Raw genomic sequence first — 21364 nt, 5'->3', positions numbered from 1 at the left:
GCGTCACCCGACATTGATGTCGATCTCTAGGCCTTCGAAATCCAGTACGTCTCAGTCACCAGCCAAGCGTTCTCGATGCCGTTTGCTGGTCGGCCTCGATGATATTGCGCGAGACCGATGACTTTGCCTCGGGCCCCCTTGAGGGCAGCCTTCAAGGCCTTTTCTTCGTCACTGCGCCTGGCTCCGCTGCAGGGGTAAAACCCGCATGGCGCAAGTGGCCGTACGGGAAAGGTATCGCCAGCCCTTTCCAGAAGCATCATGAAACCTCGATGGTCTTCGCCCGTGAACGGCAGCGCCATGCGGCCAGCGTCGGACAAATTTGAAAGCCACCGTTCCGGCACGTGCGTCACTCCGGCAAAGGCGACAACGACATCGAGGTCCGGCAGATCAACTGCCTGCGTTGCATCACCGGATACCACTTCGACATGGGCATAATGAGCAAGATTGCTTTGCGCGCGCCGGGCGAGTTCTTCGTCGATCTCATATGCAATCACGCGTCCTTCAGAACCCGTCAGTTCAGCGAGGATGGCCGTGAAATAGCCGACACCGGTGCCCACCTGAAGGACGGTCTGGCCGGGAGCGATGTTCACATGGTCGACAACCAGGGCCCAAAGCGACGGCAAACCGCTGTTTAATCCGCGTTTTTCGTCAAGTGAGACCAGAACGTCGTGGTAAATCTCATGAAGTGCGGCTGAAGGGCTGGTATGGACCGCCCCGATCTGCAATCTCGAATGGATACGCCATGGTCCGTTGCCGAGGTAGTGTTCGCGCGGAACCTTTGCGAAGGCCTCGATGACCGCAGGGTTGTGCAAGACTGGGGACGAGACACGCAGGTCTTCGGCAAACCACCGGCGCGCTTCACTAGCATCGATTCTTGTCGGCATGGAATCTCGGCTCCCCGATCGCACGTAGTCCATCATGCTCTCAGAAAACCGGGTGACGGCAAAGGGCCGCTATCCTTGTATTGATGGGCGATGGGCACTGTCCGTTTGCGATCGAGCGCTGCTTCGCCGTGGCCTACCGCGAGACTATATACCTCGGCGATATGGAACAACACTTTGCCCGATGATCACATCCTCCGGCTGGCGAGCAGCCTTGTGAGCCAGTCCGGATCCATTTCCGGCACGGAGGACAAAAGCCGTTCGGTATAGGGGGCATGCGGCGGCGTGAGAATTTCGCTCTTTAGTCCCTGCTCAACGACTTTACCCTGGTGCATGACCACAATTTCGTCGGCTATGGCCCGCACGGTGGCAATGTCATGGGTGATGAAAATGTAGCTCATGCCGAGGTCGCGCTGAAGCCGCATTAACAGCTTTAGAATTTCCTCTTGCACAATCTGGTCGAGCGCGGACGTGATTTCGTCGCAGATAATGAGTTCCGGGTCGGCGGCCAAGGCCCGAGCGATACAAACGCGCTGCTTCTGACCCCCCGATAGTTCGGCCGGCAGACGGTCAAGGTAAGTTTCGCTCATCTCCACCATGTGCATGAGTTCGTCGATCCGCCGGTCCCTCTGCGCACACTGGAGGCCAAGGTAGAACTCAAGCGGCCGAGCTATGACTTCTTCGACCGTCTGGCGCGGATTTAGTGCGTTGTCGGGCATTTGATAAATCATCTGTATGCGGCGCAGGATCTCTTTTGGGCGCGTCTTCAGGGTCTTGGAAAGGGTCTGGCCGGCAAAGGAAATCGACCCCGAAAGCGGTGGCAGCAGGCCAGCAACGACGCGGGCGAGCGTCGATTTCCCGGAACCGGATTCGCCGACCACGGCCACTGTTCTTCCACGTGGAACTTTGATGGACACATCCTGGAGCACCTTGACCGCTCGGCCGTAGGCCGCCGTGACGTTGTCTATCGTAAGCAGATAGTCATCGGCCGGAACTTCGGGCTTTGCGAGCTTGCGCACGGCCCAGAGCGTTCTGGTATACTCCTGGCTGGGCGAGGCGAGCATCTGGCGCGTTTCTGCCTCCTCGACGGTAAGTCCATGGCGCAAAACCATGATGCGGTCCGCCATTTGCGCCACCACCGCCAGGTCATGCGTCACATAGATTGCAGCGGTGTTGAATTCCTCCACGATATTGCGAATGGAGGCGAGAACTTCGACCTGTGTCGTCACATCGAGCGCCGTCGTTGGTTCGTCGAAGACGATGAGGTCCGGATGGCAAGCCATTGCCATCGCGGTCATTGCCCGTTGCAACTGTCCGCCGGAAACCTGATGAGGATAGCGAAAGCCGATGGTCTCCGGATCTGGAAGCTGAAGACGGCGATAGAGATCGACCGCACTCCGGTTCGCTTTTTCTCGGCTGGCAATCCCATGAGCCACCACAGTTTCGACAGTCTGATCGAGGAGTCGGTGGGCTGGATTGAAAGAGGCTGCGGCGCTTTGCGCGACATAGGCGATGCGCGAGCCTCGGAGGCGGCGACGTCCTGTTTCGCTGATTGCCAGAAGATCGATACCGTCGAACAGGATAGAGCCCTTTGTGATCCGACAGCCCGGCTTGGCGTAACCCATCGCGGCGAGGCCGATGGTGGATTTTCCGGCGCCTGACTCGCCGATCAGGCCAAGAACCTCCCCCCGCTTCAGCGCCAGATCGACCCCGCGGACAATGGGATGCCACCGCTCCTCCGAGAAACCCTCCACATGCAAATTGCGGATCTGAAGCAGATGCTTGCCTTTTTCGCGCAATCCGGGGGCGCTATTTTTCATCCCGCAACCCACTTGTTGCGTGGAGGAACCAGTCGACGACGAAATTCACGGAGACCGTGAGGAGGGCAATCGCGCCGGCCGGCAGCAGCGGGGTGACATCGCCGTAGGTGATCAGGGTCGCATTCTCGCGCACCATCGATCCCCAATCGGCGGTCGGTGGCTGGATACCGACGCCCAGGAAGGACAGTGCCGCGATCGTGAGGAATACGAAGCAAAATCGCAAGCCGAATTCCGCGACCAGCGGGGGCATCACGTTGGGAAGGATTTCCTTGGCGATGATCCATTTCGGGCCTTCGCCGCGCAATCGCGCCACTTCGACGTATTCCATCACTGCCACGTTAAGCCCGACAGCGCGTGCGAGCCGAAAGACACGGGTAGAATCGAGCAGCGCAATGATGATTATCAGGCTGGTGATCGACGAGCCGAAGATCGAAAGCAGCACCAGGGCGAAGATCAGGCTTGGGATCGACATCAACACGTCCACCGCACGCGACAGTATCTGGTCGAGCCATCCTCTGTACAATGCGGCGAGAAGGCCTAGCGAGACGCCGACTGCGAAGGACAGCAGCGTGGTCGCGGCGGCGATACCGATGGTGTTGCGCGCACCGTAAATCAAGCGTGTGAGCATATCGCGGCCGAGCTGGTCGGTTCCCAATTTGAACTGCTGGCTCCACGGTGCGAAGGCTTCGCTGAAGACCTGCGTTTCGCCGTATGGGGCGATCCAGTGCGCGAAGATCGCAACGATGACATAGCCGATGATCACGAGGATGCCGAACCAGGCACTGAAGGGGGCCTTCTTCAGTGCCGTTTTGGCCCGGGTGACGCGCGAGCGCCTCAGCCTGTGAACCTGAGCGATGGGTTCGTAGCTGGTCATCGTGGATGCAGGAGCCTGGGATTGGTGGCGATGGAAATGATGTCGGCTGTTAGATTGAGGAGGATATAGGTCGCGGCGAAAATCAGGGCGCAGGCCTGGACAACCGGAACATCCCTGGATTTGACCGCATCAACCATCAGCTGACCAATGCCGGGATAGACGAACACCACTTCGACCACGACCACTCCGACGACGAGATAAGCCAGATTGAACGCCACCACAGTGACGATCGGAGCCCATGCGTTGGGCAACGCATGCCTGAGTACGATTGTCATGGGCGACATTCCCTTGAGACGCGCCATGTCGATATAGGGGCTTGCCAGCATGTTGATGATCGCCGCTCGTGTCATGCGCATCATATGGGCGACGATGACGAGCGTAAGCGTGATCGCCGGCAAGGCTACTCTCCAAACGTGCTCCCAGAACGGCGTCTGGTCGTTCACATTCGACAATGTCGGGAACTTGGGAACTGCATTGAGTATCCAGTTCAATGAGACCGCAAGCCAGTGTGGCAGTGATTGTGCGAACTCGGATCCGATGAACGTGTCGCGCGAGATGACGAGGTAGGCAAGCATATAGGCGACGAAAAACTCCGGGAACGAAATCGTGGTCAGCGTCACTGCGTTCACCAGCCGGTCGAACCAGCCATTGCGGTAGAGCGCAGCGAGGATGCCCAGTCCCAGGGCCAGCGGAACTGCAATCAGCGCGGTCATCGATGCAAGGAACATCGTATTGTAGAGGCGTGGCGCGATGATCTCCGCGACGGTACGCCGGTACCCGGTGCGACTGGCGAATGAAGAGCCGAAATCACCGTGGAGCATCTGCCCGACCCAGACGAAGTAGCGCTCGACAGGCGGACGGTCGATGCCGATTTCTCGCTGGAAGGCGGCGACCGTTTCGGGTGTCGCGGATTGCCCGAGCATCGCCTTGGCGAAATCGCCCGGCAGCATTGCAATCGCAGAGAAGATAATGATGGACACGATGAACAGCGTGACCAGGCCGAGGCCAAGGCGTTGCAGGACCGTTCTTGCGACGGGGTTCATTTGCACGCGTTTCCCGTTGCCGTCGCTGCCCTGCCACACCCGGCAGGGCACGCGGCTGTAAGCCGGAGCCCAGTAGCCATCGCGGGTCCGGCCCGCACTCTCACGCAGTGGCGATCCACCAGCGTTCGGCCATCTTCAATCCATCATTCTCCCAGTTCGGCGCCACTTCGCCATGTGCGAGCTTGTTGGATTTGGCGCTGACGAAATTGTTGAAGACCAGCACGATGCTACCGCCATCATCATGGGTCAGTTGCTGCATCTCGGCATACATTGCCGCCCGCTTGGCCTCGTCCGTTTCGGCGCGCGCCTGGACAAGCAATTCGTTGAAGCGGGGATTCTTCCAGAACGACTCGTTCCAGCTGGAGTCTGCGGCAAAGGCTTGCGTGAACATCCAGTCGGCTGTCGCGCGACCGCTCCAATACGAAGCGCACCAAGGTTTCTTGAGCCAGACGTTGTCCCAGTAGGCGTCCTCGGCCTCACGCACGACGTTTACGTCGATGCCGCACTGGGCTGCAGTCTCGCGGATGAGCGCAGCCGCATCCACCGCGCCTGCAAAAGCGGCATCGGCGACCGAGAGGTCCACCTTCAGTTTTTCCATTCCAGCCTTTTTCAGGTAATGCTTGGCTTTTTCCGGATCGAAACTGTGCTGCGGCTGCGGATTTGTGGCGAATTTGATCGCCGGCGCGATCGGGTTGTCGTTGGCCACGGTGGCGTGACCGAGAAAGATTTTGTCGACGATCTCCTGACGGTTGATCGCCCATTTCAAAGCCATTCGGACGTCCGGATTGTCGAACGGCGCCATCGTGACATTCATCGGTAAGGTATAGTGCCCATAGCCGGTGACCTCGACGATCTCCACCTTGGGGTTGCGTTTCAGCATGCCGAGTGTCTTGAGGTCGGCGCGGCCAATATAATCCACCTCCCCTGTCGATAGCGCGGCCATGCGGGCGGCGAGATCGGTGATGGCGATGAACTCCACCTCATCGAGGTAGGGTTTGCCGTTCTTGAAATAGTTCGGATTGCGCTTGAGTTTGGCCGAAACGCCGGGCTGGAAATTCTCGAGCACGAAAGCGCCGGTGCGAACGCCCGATCCCCAATCCGCCTTGCCGTCCTTGGCCGGCATGATGACCAGATGGTAGTCACTCATGATGTAGGGGAAATCGGCGTTGCCGCTCTTCAACGTGAAGACAACCGTCTCCGGGCCATCCGCCTTGATGCTCGCCACGGGCTCAAGCAGCGGCTTCGCCGCCGATTTGGTTTCGTCGCCCATATGATAGCGCAGCGAAGCCACGACGTCGTCCGCCGTGACATTCTTGCCATTGTGGAAGGTTGCGCCCTTGCGTAGCTTGAAGACCCAGGTTTTGGCCCCGTCCGACGATTCAAAGCTCTCGGCAAGGTCCGGTTGGACGTTGCCTTTCGCGTCGACCTCGGTGAGGCTGTTGGACATCGAGCCAGAGAACGCGGTCTGTGTGAACGTATCCAGGTAGCCGGCCGGATCGATCGAATCTGTCGTTGCGCCATGTGCCATGCCGAGCTTGGCGAAGCCGCCCTGCAGCGGTTCGGCCCGCGCCGTGCTGACGAAGAGCTTGTCCGCAGCGGTGAGCGTCAGCCCAGCGGCCAGCCCAAGATGAATGAAGTCGCGACGGGAAATCTTGCCGCGACCAATCAGGCTTTGAGCGATACCAAGCTTGTATTCAGATTCTGACATTTGACTCTCCCATTGCGGATTTTCCGCGTTATTGTTCGTCACGCACGCTGTGTAGAAATCTGCTTGTTAGCTGCGATCACCCTTTCTTCTGACTGCTCAAATCAGCACCTCAATCAGGCCGTCACATAGATGCTGCCCGCCTCGACAGTGACTGGAAATGTGCGCGCGCGAACGGACGGATCGACCAGGGCCGCGCCTGATTTGATGTCGAATTCCCAGCCATGCCAGGCGCAGCGCACGATCTCGTTTTCGCGGTGATAGATGAATTGCGCCTCTTCGACCGGTGCAGTTGTTCCGCATTGCGGCCCCTCGCAAAGCGGAGCTCCACGGTGCGGACAAACATTCAGCAGCGCGTGGAATGAATCTCCGATGCGAAAAACGCCGACCGAAAGGCTGCGGATCTTGGCGATGAAGGGAGATCCGGTTTCGATCTCGTCGACTCTGCAGATGTATGTCTTCTCAGGCATCGTGTGCTTCCTCAGGCGGCATTCGCCGCTTGCGCGCCGGGGATGCGCTTGTAGACCTCCAGCGCGTTCAGCCCCATGATCTTGTTCTTCCAGGCAGGAGGGATTTGTAGCGTGTTGGCATCGTCGTAGTCCCAATGCGGATAATCAGAGGCAAACATCAGCGTGTTTTCACCGTCCATCGCCTCGAGAGTGGACCAGAGATGCTGAATATTTGCGGGCTGCTCCAGCGGCTGTGTGGAAAAGCGGATGTTGCGCCGGCAATATTCGGAAGGCAGCATCTTCAGCCATGGCGTCTCTTTGCGTAGGGCTTTGTAATCTGCGTCCAGGCGCCACAATACCGACGGCACCCAGGCGACGCCGCATTCGATGACCACGAAGTAGAGGTCCGGCCATTTTTCGAAGACGCCATGCGCAATCATGCTTGCGACATGCGAAATTGCCGACATGTGCAGGATGGCATGGGTCTCCCAGAAGAATGTCGTCGGCGCAGGAGCAATCGCAGTCGAATTCACGCCGCCATGGCCGCCCAGATGTATGGCAAAGGGCAGCCCCACCTCGGCGCATGCTTCGTAGATCGGATGGTAAAACGGATCGCCATAGGGCTTGACGGAGCCTTGCGAGGCAAGAACCTGAACCATGCGCGGATGATTGCCCAGGCGGCGTATCTCGGCGGCCGCGAGCTTCGGATCCTGTGGCGCGATGATGATCGAGCCCATGAAGCGGTCGTCCTTCGGCAGCCATTGGTCGATCTGGTAGTCATTATAGGCGCTGACGAGGGCGCTGGCATAATAGGGATTGGCGAGAGTGGAAGCCTCGATCGGCTCATCGCCAGTCAGGATCGCCACATCGACCTTGTACTTGTCGAGGTGCTTCTCCTTCATGATGAGATAGTTGTCGGCTTCCGTCTTCGGACGGACGTCCTTGCGGGAGAAGTCCTGCGGATGAAACCAGGGACGATGGCCATGCGGGAAGGCGCCAACGGGACCTGTCTTCTCGCCTTCAACGAACATGTCCTTCCATAGGCCGGAAAGGTAAGGCTCCAGCACGGTCGCGCTTGACCAGTAATTGTGACAATCGCAGTCGACTATGAACACGTTGCTCAGCTCCGTAGCTTCAGCCTGGTCGATCTGCCGGCCGATTTCACCGAGTGCAGCTTCGGCCTTGAGTATTGTTTGATCAAGCTTATGATCCTGCGCAATATGATCGACTTTTTCGATCGGAGGTCGCGTGCAGCTAGATCACATCGAAACCTTTCTCGACATCATCGAGTCGCGAAACTTCAACCGCACCGCCGATCGGTTGGGACTGACCCAGTCGACGATCAGCACCCGCATCAAGAATCTGGAGAGTGCGATCGGGTCGGAGCTCTTTCAGCGCGGGCGCGCCGGTGCTGAGCCGACAGCCGCAGGGCGGCGGTTCGAGGCCTACGCCAGGTCCTTGCTGTCGACCTGGTCGCAAGCTCGACACGACGTACGAGCGTTCAACCGCTTCGAGGGCACCTTGCGCATCGCCGCACAGGTGGGCATGACCCGCTCGGTCCTGCCCGGATGGGTCGAGACATTGTGCCAGGCGCTTCCAAAATCCTCGATCCATGTCGAGTCAGATTATTCGAACCAGATGGTCAGCGACCTAAGCATGGGAAATCTGGATATCGCCGTCCTTTATGCGCCTCGCTACCTGCCTGAGATCGCCTACGAACATCTGATGGTGGAGGAATATGTGATGGTTTCGACGGCTGCCAGAACGCTGTCCGACGTCGACCCTGAAACCTACATTCGCCCGGGCTACACCGCCGTGCTGGAAAAGACGCACGCAGAACTGCTGGCCCAACTGGCGATCTGCCGGCTTTCGACGGGATCGGAAACTCTTGCGGAGATCATGCTGCGGCGAACGGGCGGCACCTGCTACATGCGCAGCGATGATGCGCGCAGGTTCACAGCTGAACTCCCATCGTTCCTCGTCGAGGGAGCGCCGACGCTGCACCAGCCAGTCCATACCGCGATACTTGCGCGCCGCAAACACGAACCCATTATTCGCAAAGGCATCCGAGCTCTCCAGGTGGCTGTCATGTCACTGGAAGTTTAATCGAAATTGCCGATCATAAAGGTAGGATTGCGCGGCTGTTCAGCGGGTTTTGAAATGGCATCTTGGCTCGACTTCAAACCCGAGTTGAATGATGAACGCACACGCCGCCTTTGGGCCTTCCGGCTTCGTCCCGACGAAGCGTCATCGGCATTGGGCCCAGAGCACGCCGCAACTTGTGCTCTGCCGGCGCGTGATCGACGAAACGCACGATGTGAAAACATTCGTTCTCACAGCCGTTTCAGATCGGATGTTCTGCTTCAGCGCTGGCCAGTATGTTCTGGTGCACCTTACGATCGACGGTGCCGCAGTGACGCGCTCCTACTCTGTTTCGTCACCGCCGACGCGACCGCTCGACCTGCAGATTACCGTGAAACGAACGCCGGGCGGGCTCGTTTCGAATTGGCTGCATGACAATTTGAAGCCCGGCGATGGGATCGAGATCGAAGGGCCGCTCGGCTCGTTCAATCTCGACGATCTGCCGCACGGAAAGTCCCTTTTCCTTTCGGGTGGCAGCGGGATAACGCCCGTCATGTCGATGCTGCGCGCATTTACCGACCGCGCAGCCGACCAGGATATCCGCTTCATTCACAGTGCGAGAACGCCGGGCGACATCATCTTTCGGCTAGAACTGGACGCACTTGCCGCTCGCTTTCCCAATGTTCAAGTGACTTGCATTTGCAGTCAGGAAGACCCGGCATGGACGGGTCCAACCGGGCGAATGAATAGTGAGATGCTCCTGACCTTGGTTCCCGATCTCCACAGCCGCACGGTGTTTGCCTGTGGGCCGGAATCCTACATGAAGGCGGCGCGCAGCTGCCTCGGCGCAATCGGCCTCGCTCCTTCCCAGTATCATGAAGAGAGCTTCGGAGGCGGCAACGTTTCGCGCTCGGCGTTGGCTCCAAAGATTTCGTCTTCGGTCCGCTTCGCCCTCTCCGGCATTGCGCATCACTGCGCGCCCGGAGAGACCTTGCTGGAAGCGGCGCGCCAATGTGGGGTCTACGTTCCCACCGCTTGCCAGCAAGGGATTTGCGGTACGTGCCGGATTGCCAAGCTGTCCGGCGAAGTCGTCATGGACGACCTAGGCGGGCTGACATTGGAACAAAAATCGGCAGGCTACGTCCTGGCGTGCTGCAGCCGCCCGCAAGGCGACGTTTTGCTTGATCTCTGATTCTACCCGTCGCGAAACCAAATCGGGGCAGCCTTTGCGTTCAACGACCAAGCCGTAGCGCTGCGACTGCAAGTGATTTGCATTTCCGACCCGGATGCGCTCGCCGATTTCTGGCGCAGCTCACGCTGCGCATCGCAAGCAACAAAAGTCCTACCCAGCAGTAGGTTCGAGCTCTCATTCAGCCGTTGCATGGGATCGACCTGGACAAAAGAGGCGCTGCAGTTCCGCTCCAGCTACACCGTCGCGGCCGGATCAGGGGCCTTGCGGTTGAGATGAACCGCAATCGAATTACGGTTCACCAAGCGGGCCGCGAGGACATGGTGTTCAAAAGATGCGGTGTCTCCTGCGAGCCTCTTCAAGAGAAGCTCGGCCGCCGTCGCGCCGACCAGATGCGCCGGCTGTGCGATGGCTGTGATACCTTGGGCCACGAACTGCATCCAGTCGAGATCGTCGAAGCAAAGCAGCGAAACGTCTCCCGGAATCGCAAGCTTCAGTGCGGATGTCGCCTCCAGAACGCCTGTCGACATCACACCGTCGGCGGTAAACAGGGCGGACGGCGCATTGCGCATTGTCAGCAGATCGAGTGCCTCCTTGCGGGCTGCCTCGCTGGAATAGACCGCTACACGGCGGATCAACTGCGGATCCGGCGAAATGCCCGCGGCGCGATGGGCTTCGAGATAACCCAACAACCGTTGCCAGCTTGGATGATGGTAGCGAACGTCCGAGCTGGAGAGATCAGCGTTTGCCACAAAGGAGTCAACATCATCGCGTTGGTCCGGCCCAAGTTCCGCCAGTATTCCAATGCGGCTGTGTCCGGCCGCGATCATCGCCGCGACGCTGTTACGCGTTATAGAAACGTTGTCGACCACGACCGAATCGGTTTCCAAGCCCGCCACAATGCGGTCGAACTGCACGACGGGACAGCGGGCTGCGACTGCCTCACGAAGATGATCCGGCTCGTTCACGAAGGTCGACGAAACGACCAAACCATCTACCTGCTTTTCCAGCAGCAGCTGCACCGCCTCTCGCTCGAGTTCGGCATTTTCGTCACTATTCGTAACGATAACCCCGAAACCGCCGCAGCGCGCGACGTCCCCTATTCCGCGCAGCACGCTTGCATAGAATGGGCTTTCGATGTCGCCCACGACCACCCCGATAGTCTGCGTCTTACCGGTGATCAGACCTTTGGCGAGGCGATTGGGGCGATAACCCAGCGCAGCTGCTGCGGCGCGCACCTTCTCCTGGACCTCAGGGCTGCTGTAGCCGTAGCCACCAAGAACACGCCCAGCCGTGGCAGAGCTCACTCCAGCCCGGCGAGCGACTTCGATGATAGTTGCGTTCTTGGATCTTTGAGTCACTCAGCAAGTCCCGCCGACCATGCAACGTCGTGGCGACGAACTAGCGGCAGTTAGGCACACCCGCAAGACCGAACACTGCAGCACCCGCCGTTGCGCACAAACCATTTAGATCACAGCACCTCCGACAGAAAGCGCCGAAGACGCGGGCTCTGCGGATTGTCGAAAAGGTCCTCAGGTCGCCCTGCCTCGACGATCCGCCCCTCGTCCATGAATACGACCTGGTTCGCGGCCTTGCGGGCGAAATTCATCTCGTGTGTTACGACCACCATCGTCATCCCGCCCCGACCGAGATCGGCCATCAAGTTCAGGACGCCTTTGACCAATTCCGGATCGAGGGCGCTGGTGACTTCGTCGAACAGCATAATTTCGGGTTCGAGGGCGAGCGCACGCGCGATGGCCACCCGCTGCTGTTGCCCGCCCGAGAGATTGGCGGGCCGATGATCTTTGCGCTCCAGCAGTCCGACTTCATGCAGCCTGGCTAGGGCGGCGCCCTCAGCCTCCTCCCGCGACATGCGTTTAACTTTGCGCAGCGCCAGAGTGATGTTGGCGAGCGCGCTGCGGTCGGGAAACAGATTGAACTGCTGGAAAACCATGCCGACGCGCCGCCGGAGTTGGTCAGGGGTCTGTTTGTAGATGCTTTCGCCATCGAGTAGAATGTCACCGGCTCGACACTCTACGAGGCGGTTGAGGCAACGCAGCAAGGTCGACTTGCCCGAGCCGGACGGCCCGATGAGGCACGTCACAGTCCCGGGCTCCACTTTCAGACTGACGTCATGGAGCACCTGGACGGCGCCATAGGCCATGTCGATATTCTTGACCTCGATGCCGCCGCCCTTGAAGCGCGTGGGCGCCGCTGCGGGCAACTTCGCTGAGCCCGGCACGACGGCTTCGGCAAGCTCGGCGACTTCCTTGAGGCCGCTCTGCACAGCGGTGATACGTTTGCCGACGCGCATGCGCGCGTCGATGTAATTGACGAGGTGGGTCAGCGGCACCGTGATCACGAGATAGAACACGCCGGCCAGCAAGAGCGGTGACAAGTTGCCGGTCAGCACGGCCTGGTCTTGGCCGACGCGGAACAGTTCGCGTTCGGAGGCGAGAAGGCCAAGGAAATAGACCAGGCTGGAGTCCTTGACGTTACCGATGAACTGGTTGACCAGTGCAGGCAGGACGCGGCGGATGCCTTGCGGGATCACCACCAGGCGCATGCCTTGGCCGTACGTCATACCGAGAGTGCGCGTTGCGTCGATCTGACCACGCTCGACGCTCTGAATGCCGGCGCGAAAAATCTCTCCGATGTAGGCGCCGGCAATCAGGCTGAGTGCCAGAATGCCCAGCGGATAAGGCGATGGACCGAACAGATCTCGGCCCAACCGCGCGAAGCCTTGGCCAATAATCAGGATCGTGACAATGGCGGGAAGCCCGCGGAAGATATCGGTGTAGACTCGGGCAAGGAGTTTCAGCGGCCGATTTTCGGAAATCCCCATGACGGCGAGGACGATACCGATCAGCGTCCCGAAAAACGTCGAGGCAAGGGCCAGGATCAGGGTGTTCTTGAGGCCCACCATAACCATGTTTGGCAGAACTTCTGCCATCGCCTGGAAATCTAGGAAGCTGCGCGAGAAGGTATCGAACCAGCTCATATCAAGTCCATCTATAACTCGGCCGGGCACCGTTGCTCACGGGCCCGGCCGGAAAATTGTAACGAAGTCGCGCGAATTTACTTCTTGGGCAGATATTGATCCGGCATCGGGGTGCCAGGGAACCATTTTTCGTGCAGCCGCTTCCAGGTGCCGTCGTCCATGGCCTCTCGCAGCGCCTTATTCAGCGCCTCGCGGAAGGCGTCGTTGCCCTTCTTGACGACGAAGCCGGCGGGCGCATCGAAGGACGGCACGTTCATTGTTATCTTCAGGTTCTTATAGCGCTCCACATACTGCTTGGCCGACTCATAGTCAGTGAAATGGGCATCAATCGTTCCGTTGTTCAGCGCCGCCACCGCAGTGTTGTTGTCGGGGAATTTGACGATGTCGCCCTTGAGATTCTTCTCTGCATAGATCTCCTGCAGCGTCCCCTGGATGACGCCGATGCGCTTTCCCGCTGTGCTCTCATTGCTCGTCAGAGCCGGATCGGCCGAAATAATCGACAGGTAGCCGGCGAGATAGCCGTCGCCAAAATCCACGGTCTTCTTGCGCTCCGCGGTCGTGCCAATGGCTGCGACAGCGACGTCGAAGCGACCGTTGGCGACAGACGGAAGTAGCGCCGAGAATTCCTGGCCGGTGAAAACGACCTGCTCCTCCTTGAACCCGAGCCGGCGCGCCACGTCGCGGAAGAGTTCAGCATCAAAGCCGGTGAAGTTGCCGTTGGCGTCGGTGAAGACATAGGGTTTCGCATCGCCCATGGTTCCGACGCTGATCACCGCCGGGTCGATGAGGTTGTAGGGGTTGTCGGCCGCTTTTGCCTGTGTTGACGAGGCCAACGTGCCAAGTCCTGTCACCAGCGCGATAGTCAGCGCCAGACCGGATTTCATCAGTTGGCGCCTGCTCGAACTCGTTTGCATGTCTTCTCCTCTTACGATTGGCCAAACTGGCCTGCGACCCCACTCGACGTCTCATTCATCAAAGCGCTCTTAGGCGGCGCTCAGTATGAATGAGAACGTTATCACTTCCTTTAGCATTGTCCATTTCTCGCGTCAATTGTTCCGGAGAATTTCGCGCCTAAACGGTTTTTCCGTCTTGCACGTGCAGAGTTCCGCGGAGGATCTCCGGCGTCATCTTCCCTATGTCGATTGCTGTCGCATGGCCAATCGCCCCGTAGTATCGGCAGGTCGCGGCCGCTGCCTCCGCGGCATGACCGAGGATGTCCTGAGGCGCCTCTTCCCTGAGCAGGCCGAATAGCGTTCTGGCGATGAAGGTGTCGCCCGCGCCCAAGGTGTCGACGGGTTCGACCAGCCGCGCCGGGGTGCTGTAGGAGACGGTGTCGCTGTAAAGCACCGCGCCAGCTCGACCTCGAGTCACCAGAACCCATTTTGAACCACATGCAAGCAGTTCGGATGCGATCGCAGCCAATTCATTGTCGTCGAGACCGTCACCCGAGACGGAGGCCAGATAGCAATGAGGCCCAATCTCGAGTCGATGTCCCGCGTCCCGCCGCGTAGAAAAATCGTAAGATAACAGGGATTTACTCGATACCGCGGCAACCCACGGATCTAACCCGCTGGATTGGCCGATGTGGACGGCCTGAAAGCCCGAGAGAAAATCCAGATCTTCTTGCGTTGGCGTGAACATCGAGACGCCGAGGTCGAAGGCCAGGAAGATCCGATCAGCGTTTCGGTGACCTATGAGGCAGTAGGCAGTCGACCCCTCGAGGCGACGCAATCGGGTGACGTCCACGCGTTCCGACGCTAGTGCGGCGTGGATCAAGTCCCCTGCCCGGTCCTTGCCGATCGCTCCAACATAGGCCGACTGCCCGCCGAAGCGGCTGACATAGACCGAGACATTGAGACAGTTTCCTCCGGGGAACATCTCGCCGCGAGCAAGATAACAATCGACCACGTTATCGCCCATCGCGGCAATCTTGACCATTGCATGACTTTCAGTTTAAAGGATATGAGAACGTTCGCACAATCAGCACTACCTGTCAATTGTGCCCCGGCCAAGCTTGTCAACGAGACGAGGAAGCTCATGATTTCCGCCCTGCCTGCCGACGTAGAACGCGCCCTGACCGCGACGGCGGGGAGGCAGTTTTCGCATCTATTCCTCGTGGCGTGCGGCGGCTCGCTCTCGATCATGATGGCAGGCAAATACTTCGTCGACCGTCACAGCGGCACATTCGCCTGCGACATCTACAACGCGGATGAGTTCGTCTGCCGAGACCCACGACGGTTGGGGCCTGACACGCTCGTTGTCCTTTGCTCGCAGACCGGAACCACCAAGGAGACCGTGCGAGCGGCAAATCACGCAAGAAATCGAGGCGCAACGACAATCGGTATGACGCTCGACCAGATGTCGCCCCTCGCGCGCGCCGTCGACCACGCAGTCGCCTATCAGGCCTCCTACACGACGGGCAAAGCAATCAATTCAGCCTGCAGCAATTACGGCGTGCTCTATATGTTGCTCGCCGGCTTGATAGATGCTCGGGAAAATGCCGGGCTAACCGCCGATCTGCTGATGAGCCTGAGCCATCTTCAGCCGGCGATCGAACGTGCGCACCGGACCTATGCCGCCCGGTTTCAGGCCTTCGCACCCCGTTTCGCGCCGCGCAAAGCGATCTACACACTGGCCGGCGGTGCCAGCTATGGTGCGGCTTATTCGTACGCCATCTGCGTGTTGATGGAGATGCAGTGGTACGACTCGCAAGCCATACACGCCAACGAATTCTTTCACGGCCCATTTGAGGTGGTGGACCGGGACGCTTGCTTCGTGGTCTTGCTGGGTTTGGACGAAACGCGGAGCCTTTCCGAACGCGCCCGCGATTTCCTTTTCAAGTACGGCAGCCGGGAAAACATCCTGGTGCTCGATGGAGCGGAACTCGACCTCAGCGGTATGTACGAACATATCAAACCCTATCTCGTGCCCTTGGTCTTCTTCGACAGTCTATGGCGTTTTGCCTACGAGCTGGCCAGTTTGCGCGGCCGACCAATGCTTGAGGGCCGGCGCTACATGAAGAAGCTCACCGATTACTAGTTCCGCCGCACTCTGCAGCGATCCAACAACCCCCAGCCCGTCTTCTGCAAAGAAGGATTTCTCTATGACTGCATTCCCAAAGCCCCGCCATGTCGTTGTTATCGGCGCGGGCATCTTCGGCATCTCTTCCGCCTTGCACCTTGCTCGTCTTGGCGTTGATGTAACCATTGTCAACGACGGCGCGCCCGCCAATGGCGCATCCGGCCGTTCACTTTCCTGGCTGAACTCAGCGCGACGTACCGACACTGCCTACCACCGCTTGAGGCTTGCAGGCATCGACCGTTATCGGACCCTGGCCGCCACAAGGCCGGAAACGGGATCGTGGCTTCGCTTTGACGGAGGCCTCACCTGGGATGCGGATGATGAGACGAACCAGATCGCGTCCATCTGCCAGCTGGAGCAGGATATTGGCTATCACGCGCTTCTGATCGGCCCTGCCGAAGTCGGTGCAGTGGTGCCCGGCGTCAACGCCAGCGCCATCACCCCGCAGGGTGCCATTTTCAATCCTGGCGAAGGATGGGTTGACCTGCCCTGCCTGATCGATCTGCTGCTCAATGAGTTCCGCTCCCGCGGCGGCAAACTCGTTCAGAACGCTGGACGCGTGCGGATAGATACCACAGATGGTCGCGCGTGTGGCGTCGTCACTGCCGACGGTATGCCGTTAGAGGCGGATGCAGTGGTGCTTGCCGTTGGGCCAGCGACGCCCGCCATGCTTGCGAAGATCGGAGTTCATGTCCCCGACGCCACCCCGATTTCACTTCTCTTGAAGACCAAGCCGATCAAGACCGAGCTCCGTGCCGTGCTGAATACGCCCCGCGTGGCGGTGCGCCCGACGCCGGATGGCGCACTTGTTTTGGATTCGGCGTGGTCGGAGGAAGAAGTCGTGGTCAACTGGGACGGCACCTACACCGTGCACGACAAGACCGTCAAAGGACTGCTCGAGGAGGCCAGCGCCGTGCTCGAGGGCAATCCGCGGCTCCAACTCGCTACCTATGCAGTTGGCCCGAAGCCCATCCCTGGCGACGGCGAGCCAGTGCTTGGCTCCGTCGAGACCGTTGCCGGGCTTCACGTCGCCTTTAGCCACAGCGGCGCCACGCTTGGACTGATCGTCGGCGAATTGCTTGCCAAAGAAATCGCCTCAGGCAATCCGCATCCCATGCTTGCAACGTTCCGCCCTAATCGTTTCAGCTGAAAGGGCAATTGGGGCAAGGCCGAACCGTCCAGATGGGCCGCGGGCCTGGGGAATCTTGCCCTTACCGAGAGAGGGGTGACAGGATCGCGTGATCAGGACGTCGTCTTACGGCAACAGAGACGGCGAGGAATGTCGGCGCTTCGCGTCCAAGCGCGACACGCCCAAAGATGAATGCCCCGCAAATTATGGTCAGATAGCCACTCGCGATCCACTGGAGTGCGCTGACCGCGACAAGTTGCAAGCCTCCGCATCCGCGAAAACCAGATAACCCCGCACGATCATGAGCCCCGTTCCACCAGAACGAACAAATTTCACCTTGTTGAGAGAGGGCCCGCCTTGCGGCGTGCGAGGGGTCGCCAGTGTCCAGGCCAGTGACTTGACCAAGCCTTGACCAAGTGTCAGCATTGCGCCTATTGTCGTGTACAGCGATTGTCGGGCAATCCACACTCAGCTCAACGGTAATGAACACGGCTCGCCACGAGGGCCCCGACGCGTACAAGGACAGGAAATGCCCATCACGGTGAAAGTTGGCGAGGCCAAGACGCATCTCTCGGAACTGCTTTCAAGGGTCGAAGCAGGCGAGGAGGTGATTATTTCGCGCGGCAACGATCCCATCGCTAAACTGTCGCGGATTCAACGGCGCAACGACGTCGAAGCCGTGATCGAAGAGATCAGCGCTGCCCGCGCCCGCGCCAAGCCCGTGACGCAGGACGAAATTCGGGCCTGGCGCGATGAAGGGCGCCGCGCTTGATGGCGATCATCGTCTGATGCCTTTCGTTGTCGACCGTTCCATGGCGGCTGCCTGGATTCTTCCTGATGAAGACAGCGAGGCGGCGGCCGCCCTGATGCGACAATTGCCGGGAACAACAGCGCCTGTCCCTTCCCTGTTCTGGCACGAGGCGCGGAACGTCGTACTGATTGCCGAGCGGCGTGGCCGCATCGCGGCGGGCGAAGCTGCCACCACCATGGCACGGCTGCGCCGATTGCCGCTGGAGGATGCGGGCGGCGGGTCGGACGGCGCGGTGCTGACGCTAGCGGCTTCGCACGGGCTCAGCGCCTATGACGCCGCCTATCTTGCGCTGGCAATCGAAACCGAGTTGCCGCTGGCCACCCTCGATCGCAAGCTCGCACTTGCCGCGCGCCGCCAGGGAGTCCGAATTCTCGGGCCGCTCGCGAATGGAAACTGACCTCTTCGCTCGACCACCTGCCTATGTTGTTCGACGTGCCGAAGCCTTCGACCCTCTCGATTCCGAGCTGCCCTTGGACGCCGCGATTTTCTCGCCGAACTTTGACCGACAACGACCTGGCAACCTGCGCATCTGGCCAGGAAGGCTTTTTGTGCCCAGAGGGGCCTGCCCCGCCGGTCGGCCGGCAACACGGAAAATCCTGTTTGCGCAAAAAAGGGCACAAGGGGCCTTGGCATTCAATAACGCGCCGATATGCGGAAGGGTGGCTGCAATGCTTGTGGCCAGATTTTCCTGGCATGCCGCCTCATCCCTTCGACGAGGCCGGAGTGGTATAGCCGACCCATTGAACCATCGCCGACAAGGCAGCCGCGCGCCAGACACAAGCCGCGTCGGGACGATCCACACGTATCCAACTGTCGGCGAGCGCAGCATCGAAACGGCCGGCGCCGGAAAAGCGGCCGGAACAGAAAGAAGCGCGAGCCGGCCAACGACGCTGAGGCGACCTTGGATCGTGGCCGCGGTGTAGAATCCGAGCCGGGCTTTCTGGAGCCCAAGAACAACCGCTTTCGATGAGAGGCGGTATATCGAGACAATCGGGCCTTCGAGCAACGGTCGCGCGTTTGCGCCTGAGCGCAACGGCCTGATGGTGCTGCGCGGCTAGGCCTACCTCAACTGCGGGAACAGACACTAAGACCCCGGTGGTCTACCTTGTGGGAATCAGGTGGAGTGCAGACTTCCCGCCCTTCACGGCCGCCGTCGACAGCTTGCGGTCAAAGCTTGCAAGCTGGCCGCCACGCGCCTTGGCGAGCGCGAGAAGGTAGGTATCGGTGACCTGTGCCGAGGTCAGGATTTTCGCTGCATCGATATCGCCAGAGCCAACCAGGCTCACATCGTCGGGCCAGAAGCTGTGCCCGTGCAGAGTCCGCAACTTGCTAACGATTTGCGCAACGACGGCGGGCGAGCCGGGACAATTGGGATATCTTTGGTTGCCGACGATGCGCAGGACGCCGTTTTCGGTGATGGGACACGTAGCCCATGCGCCGTTACCGGTCACTTCGAACCAGCCATGGGCGTCGTCATGGGCGACGTGGCCAGGATCGATCAGCGCGACCAGTACATTGACATCGAGCAGGAACGTCAAGGCAGTTCGTCTCGCAAGGCGTTGACCGTCTCAAGCGTGACAGGAGGTGCATCCGGCCGAGGCGACAGAAGAGGAATCCCGTTACGCTCGCCGCCGGCTTGAGGCCGGCGCAGCGAGCGCCGTGCGAGATCGGTGATGACCTCGCCGAGGCTGCGATCCTGCTGCTGGGCGATGGCCTTGGCCGCGACCAGGACATCGTCATCGATCGCCAGTGTGGTTCTCATATCGCCCTCCTTGGGGCGCATCAAACATCACGCATCATATAGATTACCGACGTCGGATACTCAAGCGGTGCGAAAAGCCGGCAGACTTTGCGGGGAACACGTTTTGCGCCGGAAGCATCGTCGCTCCGCGGCTTCAACCTTTGTATGCGACGAGAACTGCGCCCGCTGCAATCAGTGAAACGCCAAGCCAGTTCGGCAGGGAGAATTGCTTACTGAGGAAAACCACGCCGAATACCGTGTCAAGCGCGACACTTAGCTTGGCGTCACCAAGCAACCCCCCTCCCATAATGGAGCACCAGGGCTGCGATGAAGTATCTTGATTGTGTTGCTGACGTCAGCCAGATCCCGCTACGTCGACAATGGCCTTGATCAAACCGGGCTTCTGCTGCGCCCAGATCGCAATATCGCGTGGGCTGTCGCGCAGGGTGGTGCGGTGGGTGACGAGCTGGTCGATTGGTATTTTCCCAGCGCGGATCGAGGCAATGACGTGCTGGAAATCCCCGCGCGTGGCGTTGCGACTGCCGATCAGCATCATTTCCCGCTTGTGGAACTCTGGATCGGAGAAGGTTATGTCGTCCGGCACGACGCTGACCATCACCATGACACCGCCATGGGCAACATAGGCAAAGGCAGACTGCATCGAACGGCTGTTTCCCGTTGGGTCGAAGACGACGTCGAAACCTGCTCCCGCAGTTCGCTCGGCTATCGTTTCGATGATCGATCCCTTCGACCCGTCGATCACCAGGAAACCCAATTGCCTTGCGGCGAAGGCGAGCCGCTGGGCATCGACGTCCATGACGGTCACGTTGAGTTGCGCCATACGCGCAAAGAGCGCGGTGCCGAGGCCGATCGGCCCGGCGCCGATAACCAAGGTGCGATTGCCCGGCCCCGCCATGGATCTGCGGACCGCGTGAGCACCAACGGCCAGAAACTCGACCGCGGCAGCCTCGACCGGTGACAGGCCGGCCGCTGGAATCAAATTCTGCGCCGGCACGAGAATCTGCTCACTCATGGCACCGTCACGGTGCACGCCAAGCACCTCGATCGACATGCAGCAGTTCGGCTTGCCCTGGCGGCAGGCGGCACAATTTCTGCAGGTAAGATAGGGATTGACGAGGATTTGCTCTCCGACCGACAGGTCCACAGGCGCGTTGATTGCGGCGATCGTTCCCGAAACCTCATGGCCCATGACGCGCGGATAGGCGAGATAAGGATGCCTGCCCTCGAAAATGTGGTAGTCGGTTCCGCATATCCCGACAAAGGCGACATCGACCAGTGCCCAGCCTTCGGGCGGAGTGCCTGGTGCCTGCTGCTCCTCAAACACCAGCCTGCCCGGCTCAGCGCATCGCACGACTTTGATGGTGGGGTCCATGACTGCAGTTCACGCCCTTGCTAAGCTGGAGTCCGGCAACAGGAAGTGGGGGGGGGGGGGGAGTCAGCCGCGCCCCGGGGGAGGACGGGCAGGGATGGGTGGAGGTGCGGGGGCCCCCCACAGAGCCGGCGAAGCCACACATCGGGGACGCAGATCGAACCGAGG

20 protein-coding genes and 1 pseudogene are annotated in these 21364 nt (G+C 59.8%); 6 read left to right on the top strand and 15 right to left on the bottom strand.

The features are described 5' to 3' along the window. Positions 1-26: 26 nt before the first annotated feature. From NKH98_RS28815 to NKH98_RS28785, 7 genes are all read right to left on the bottom strand, one after another. Positions 27-884, bottom strand: coding sequence for a protein-L-isoaspartate O-methyltransferase family protein (locus NKH98_RS28815; RefSeq protein WP_352903598.1), 858 nt, complete (start codon positions 882-884; stop codon positions 27-29). 185 nt (positions 885-1069) lie between these two features. Further along, positions 1070-2701, bottom strand: coding sequence for an ABC transporter ATP-binding protein (locus tag NKH98_RS28810; RefSeq protein WP_352903596.1), 1632 nt, complete (start codon positions 2699-2701; stop codon positions 1070-1072). Then, on the bottom strand, positions 2691-3575 hold the full coding sequence (locus NKH98_RS28805; RefSeq protein ID WP_352903595.1) for an ABC transporter permease: 885 nt from the start codon (positions 3573-3575) through the stop codon (positions 2691-2693). Before NKH98_RS28805 ends, NKH98_RS28810 begins: the two co-directional genes overlap by 11 nt. After that, positions 3572-4618 carry an ABC transporter permease gene (locus NKH98_RS28800; protein ID WP_352507561.1) on the bottom strand — a complete coding sequence of 349 codons (1047 nt, stop codon included), beginning with the start codon at positions 4616-4618 and terminating at the stop codon, positions 3572-3574. Before NKH98_RS28800 ends, NKH98_RS28805 begins: the two co-directional genes overlap by 4 nt. Before the next feature lie 100 nt (positions 4619-4718). Beyond that, positions 4719-6326, bottom strand: a complete 1608-nt coding sequence (locus NKH98_RS28795; protein WP_352903592.1) for an ABC transporter substrate-binding protein — start codon at positions 6324-6326, stop codon at positions 4719-4721. Between the two features lie 113 nt (positions 6327-6439). Next, positions 6440-6793, bottom strand: a complete 354-nt coding sequence (locus NKH98_RS28790) for a Rieske (2Fe-2S) protein (RefSeq protein WP_292653661.1) — start codon at positions 6791-6793, stop codon at positions 6440-6442. 11 nt (positions 6794-6804) lie between these two features. After that, on the bottom strand, positions 6805-7887 hold the full coding sequence (locus NKH98_RS28785) for an amidohydrolase family protein (RefSeq protein ID WP_352903590.1): 1083 nt from the start codon (positions 7885-7887) through the stop codon (positions 6805-6807). Positions 7888-8020: 133 nt separating this feature from the next. On the opposite strand from NKH98_RS28785, the gene NKH98_RS28780 reads away from it, so the two are divergent. Then, a complete protein-coding gene (locus tag NKH98_RS28780) occupies positions 8021-8878 on the top strand; it encodes a LysR family transcriptional regulator (protein ID WP_352647118.1) in 858 nt (285 codons plus the stop codon). A gap of 211 nt (positions 8879-9089) precedes the next feature. After that, entirely contained in the window at positions 9090-10046 is a 957-nt protein-coding gene (locus NKH98_RS28775; RefSeq protein ID WP_352903587.1) for an FAD-binding oxidoreductase, read from the top strand. Between the two features lie 233 nt (positions 10047-10279). Here the strand turns inward: NKH98_RS28775 and NKH98_RS28770 are convergent, their stop codons facing one another. The 4 genes from NKH98_RS28770 to NKH98_RS28755 all read right to left on the bottom strand — a co-directional run bounded on the left by NKH98_RS28770 (position 10280) and on the right by NKH98_RS28755 (position 14982). Continuing rightward, positions 10280-11404, bottom strand: a complete 1125-nt coding sequence (locus tag NKH98_RS28770) for a LacI family DNA-binding transcriptional regulator (protein WP_352903585.1) — start codon at positions 11402-11404, stop codon at positions 10280-10282. 110 nt (positions 11405-11514) lie between these two features. Then, complete coding sequence (locus NKH98_RS28765) at positions 11515-13044, bottom strand: amino acid ABC transporter permease/ATP-binding protein (protein ID WP_352479454.1); 1530 nt, start codon at positions 13042-13044, stop codon at positions 11515-11517. A gap of 77 nt (positions 13045-13121) precedes the next feature. Further along, positions 13122-13928, bottom strand: a complete 807-nt coding sequence (locus NKH98_RS28760) for an ABC transporter substrate-binding protein (RefSeq protein ID WP_352903583.1) — start codon at positions 13926-13928, stop codon at positions 13122-13124. A gap of 187 nt (positions 13929-14115) precedes the next feature. Beyond that, positions 14116-14982, bottom strand: a complete 867-nt coding sequence (locus NKH98_RS28755; protein WP_352903581.1) for a PfkB family carbohydrate kinase — start codon at positions 14980-14982, stop codon at positions 14116-14118. 99 nt (positions 14983-15081) lie between these two features. Here NKH98_RS28755 and NKH98_RS28750 point away from each other — a divergent pair, with 99 nt between their 5' ends. From NKH98_RS28750 to NKH98_RS28735, 4 genes are all read left to right on the top strand, one after another. Beyond that, a complete protein-coding gene (locus NKH98_RS28750) occupies positions 15082-16083 on the top strand; it encodes an SIS domain-containing protein (RefSeq protein WP_352479451.1) in 1002 nt (333 codons plus the stop codon). Between the two features lie 64 nt (positions 16084-16147). Further along, on the top strand, positions 16148-17275 hold the full coding sequence (locus NKH98_RS28745; RefSeq protein WP_352903579.1) for an NAD(P)/FAD-dependent oxidoreductase: 1128 nt from the start codon (positions 16148-16150) through the stop codon (positions 17273-17275). A gap of 508 nt (positions 17276-17783) precedes the next feature. Next, positions 17784-18026 carry a type II toxin-antitoxin system Phd/YefM family antitoxin gene (locus NKH98_RS28740; protein WP_292653697.1) on the top strand — a complete coding sequence of 81 codons (243 nt, stop codon included), beginning with the start codon at positions 17784-17786 and terminating at the stop codon, positions 18024-18026. Then, positions 18007-18462 carry a type II toxin-antitoxin system VapC family toxin gene (locus tag NKH98_RS28735; RefSeq protein WP_352903577.1) on the top strand — a complete coding sequence of 152 codons (456 nt, stop codon included), beginning with the start codon at positions 18007-18009 and terminating at the stop codon, positions 18460-18462. Before NKH98_RS28740 ends, NKH98_RS28735 begins: the two co-directional genes overlap by 20 nt. A gap of 703 nt (positions 18463-19165) precedes the next feature. Here the strand turns inward: NKH98_RS28735 and NKH98_RS28730 are convergent. The 4 genes and pseudogenes from NKH98_RS28730 to NKH98_RS28715 form a co-directional block, all read right to left on the bottom strand. Further along, positions 19166-19603 (bottom strand): TA system VapC family ribonuclease toxin, encoded by a 438-nt coding sequence (locus NKH98_RS28730; protein WP_352805236.1) that lies wholly within the window; start codon positions 19601-19603, stop codon positions 19166-19168. After that, entirely contained in the window at positions 19600-19827 is a 228-nt protein-coding gene (locus NKH98_RS28725) for a CopG family transcriptional regulator (RefSeq protein WP_352479447.1), read from the bottom strand. The genes NKH98_RS28730 and NKH98_RS28725 overlap by 4 nt, the downstream gene beginning before the upstream one ends. A gap of 133 nt (positions 19828-19960) precedes the next feature. Then, positions 19961-20086: pseudogene (locus tag NKH98_RS28720) on the bottom strand (EamA family transporter); the annotation flags it as partial. A 75-nt stretch (positions 20087-20161) separates the two neighbouring features. Continuing rightward, positions 20162-21187 carry a zinc-binding alcohol dehydrogenase family protein gene (locus NKH98_RS28715; RefSeq protein WP_352903635.1) on the bottom strand — a complete coding sequence of 342 codons (1026 nt, stop codon included), beginning with the start codon at positions 21185-21187 and terminating at the stop codon, positions 20162-20164. Positions 21188-21364 lie beyond the last annotated feature (177 nt).

It is taken from the genome of Mesorhizobium sp. M0833 (assembly GCF_040319905.1).
Classification (GTDB): Bacteria; Pseudomonadota; Alphaproteobacteria; order Rhizobiales; family Rhizobiaceae; genus Mesorhizobium.
This window is presented reverse-complemented; position numbering and strand designations above follow the sequence as displayed.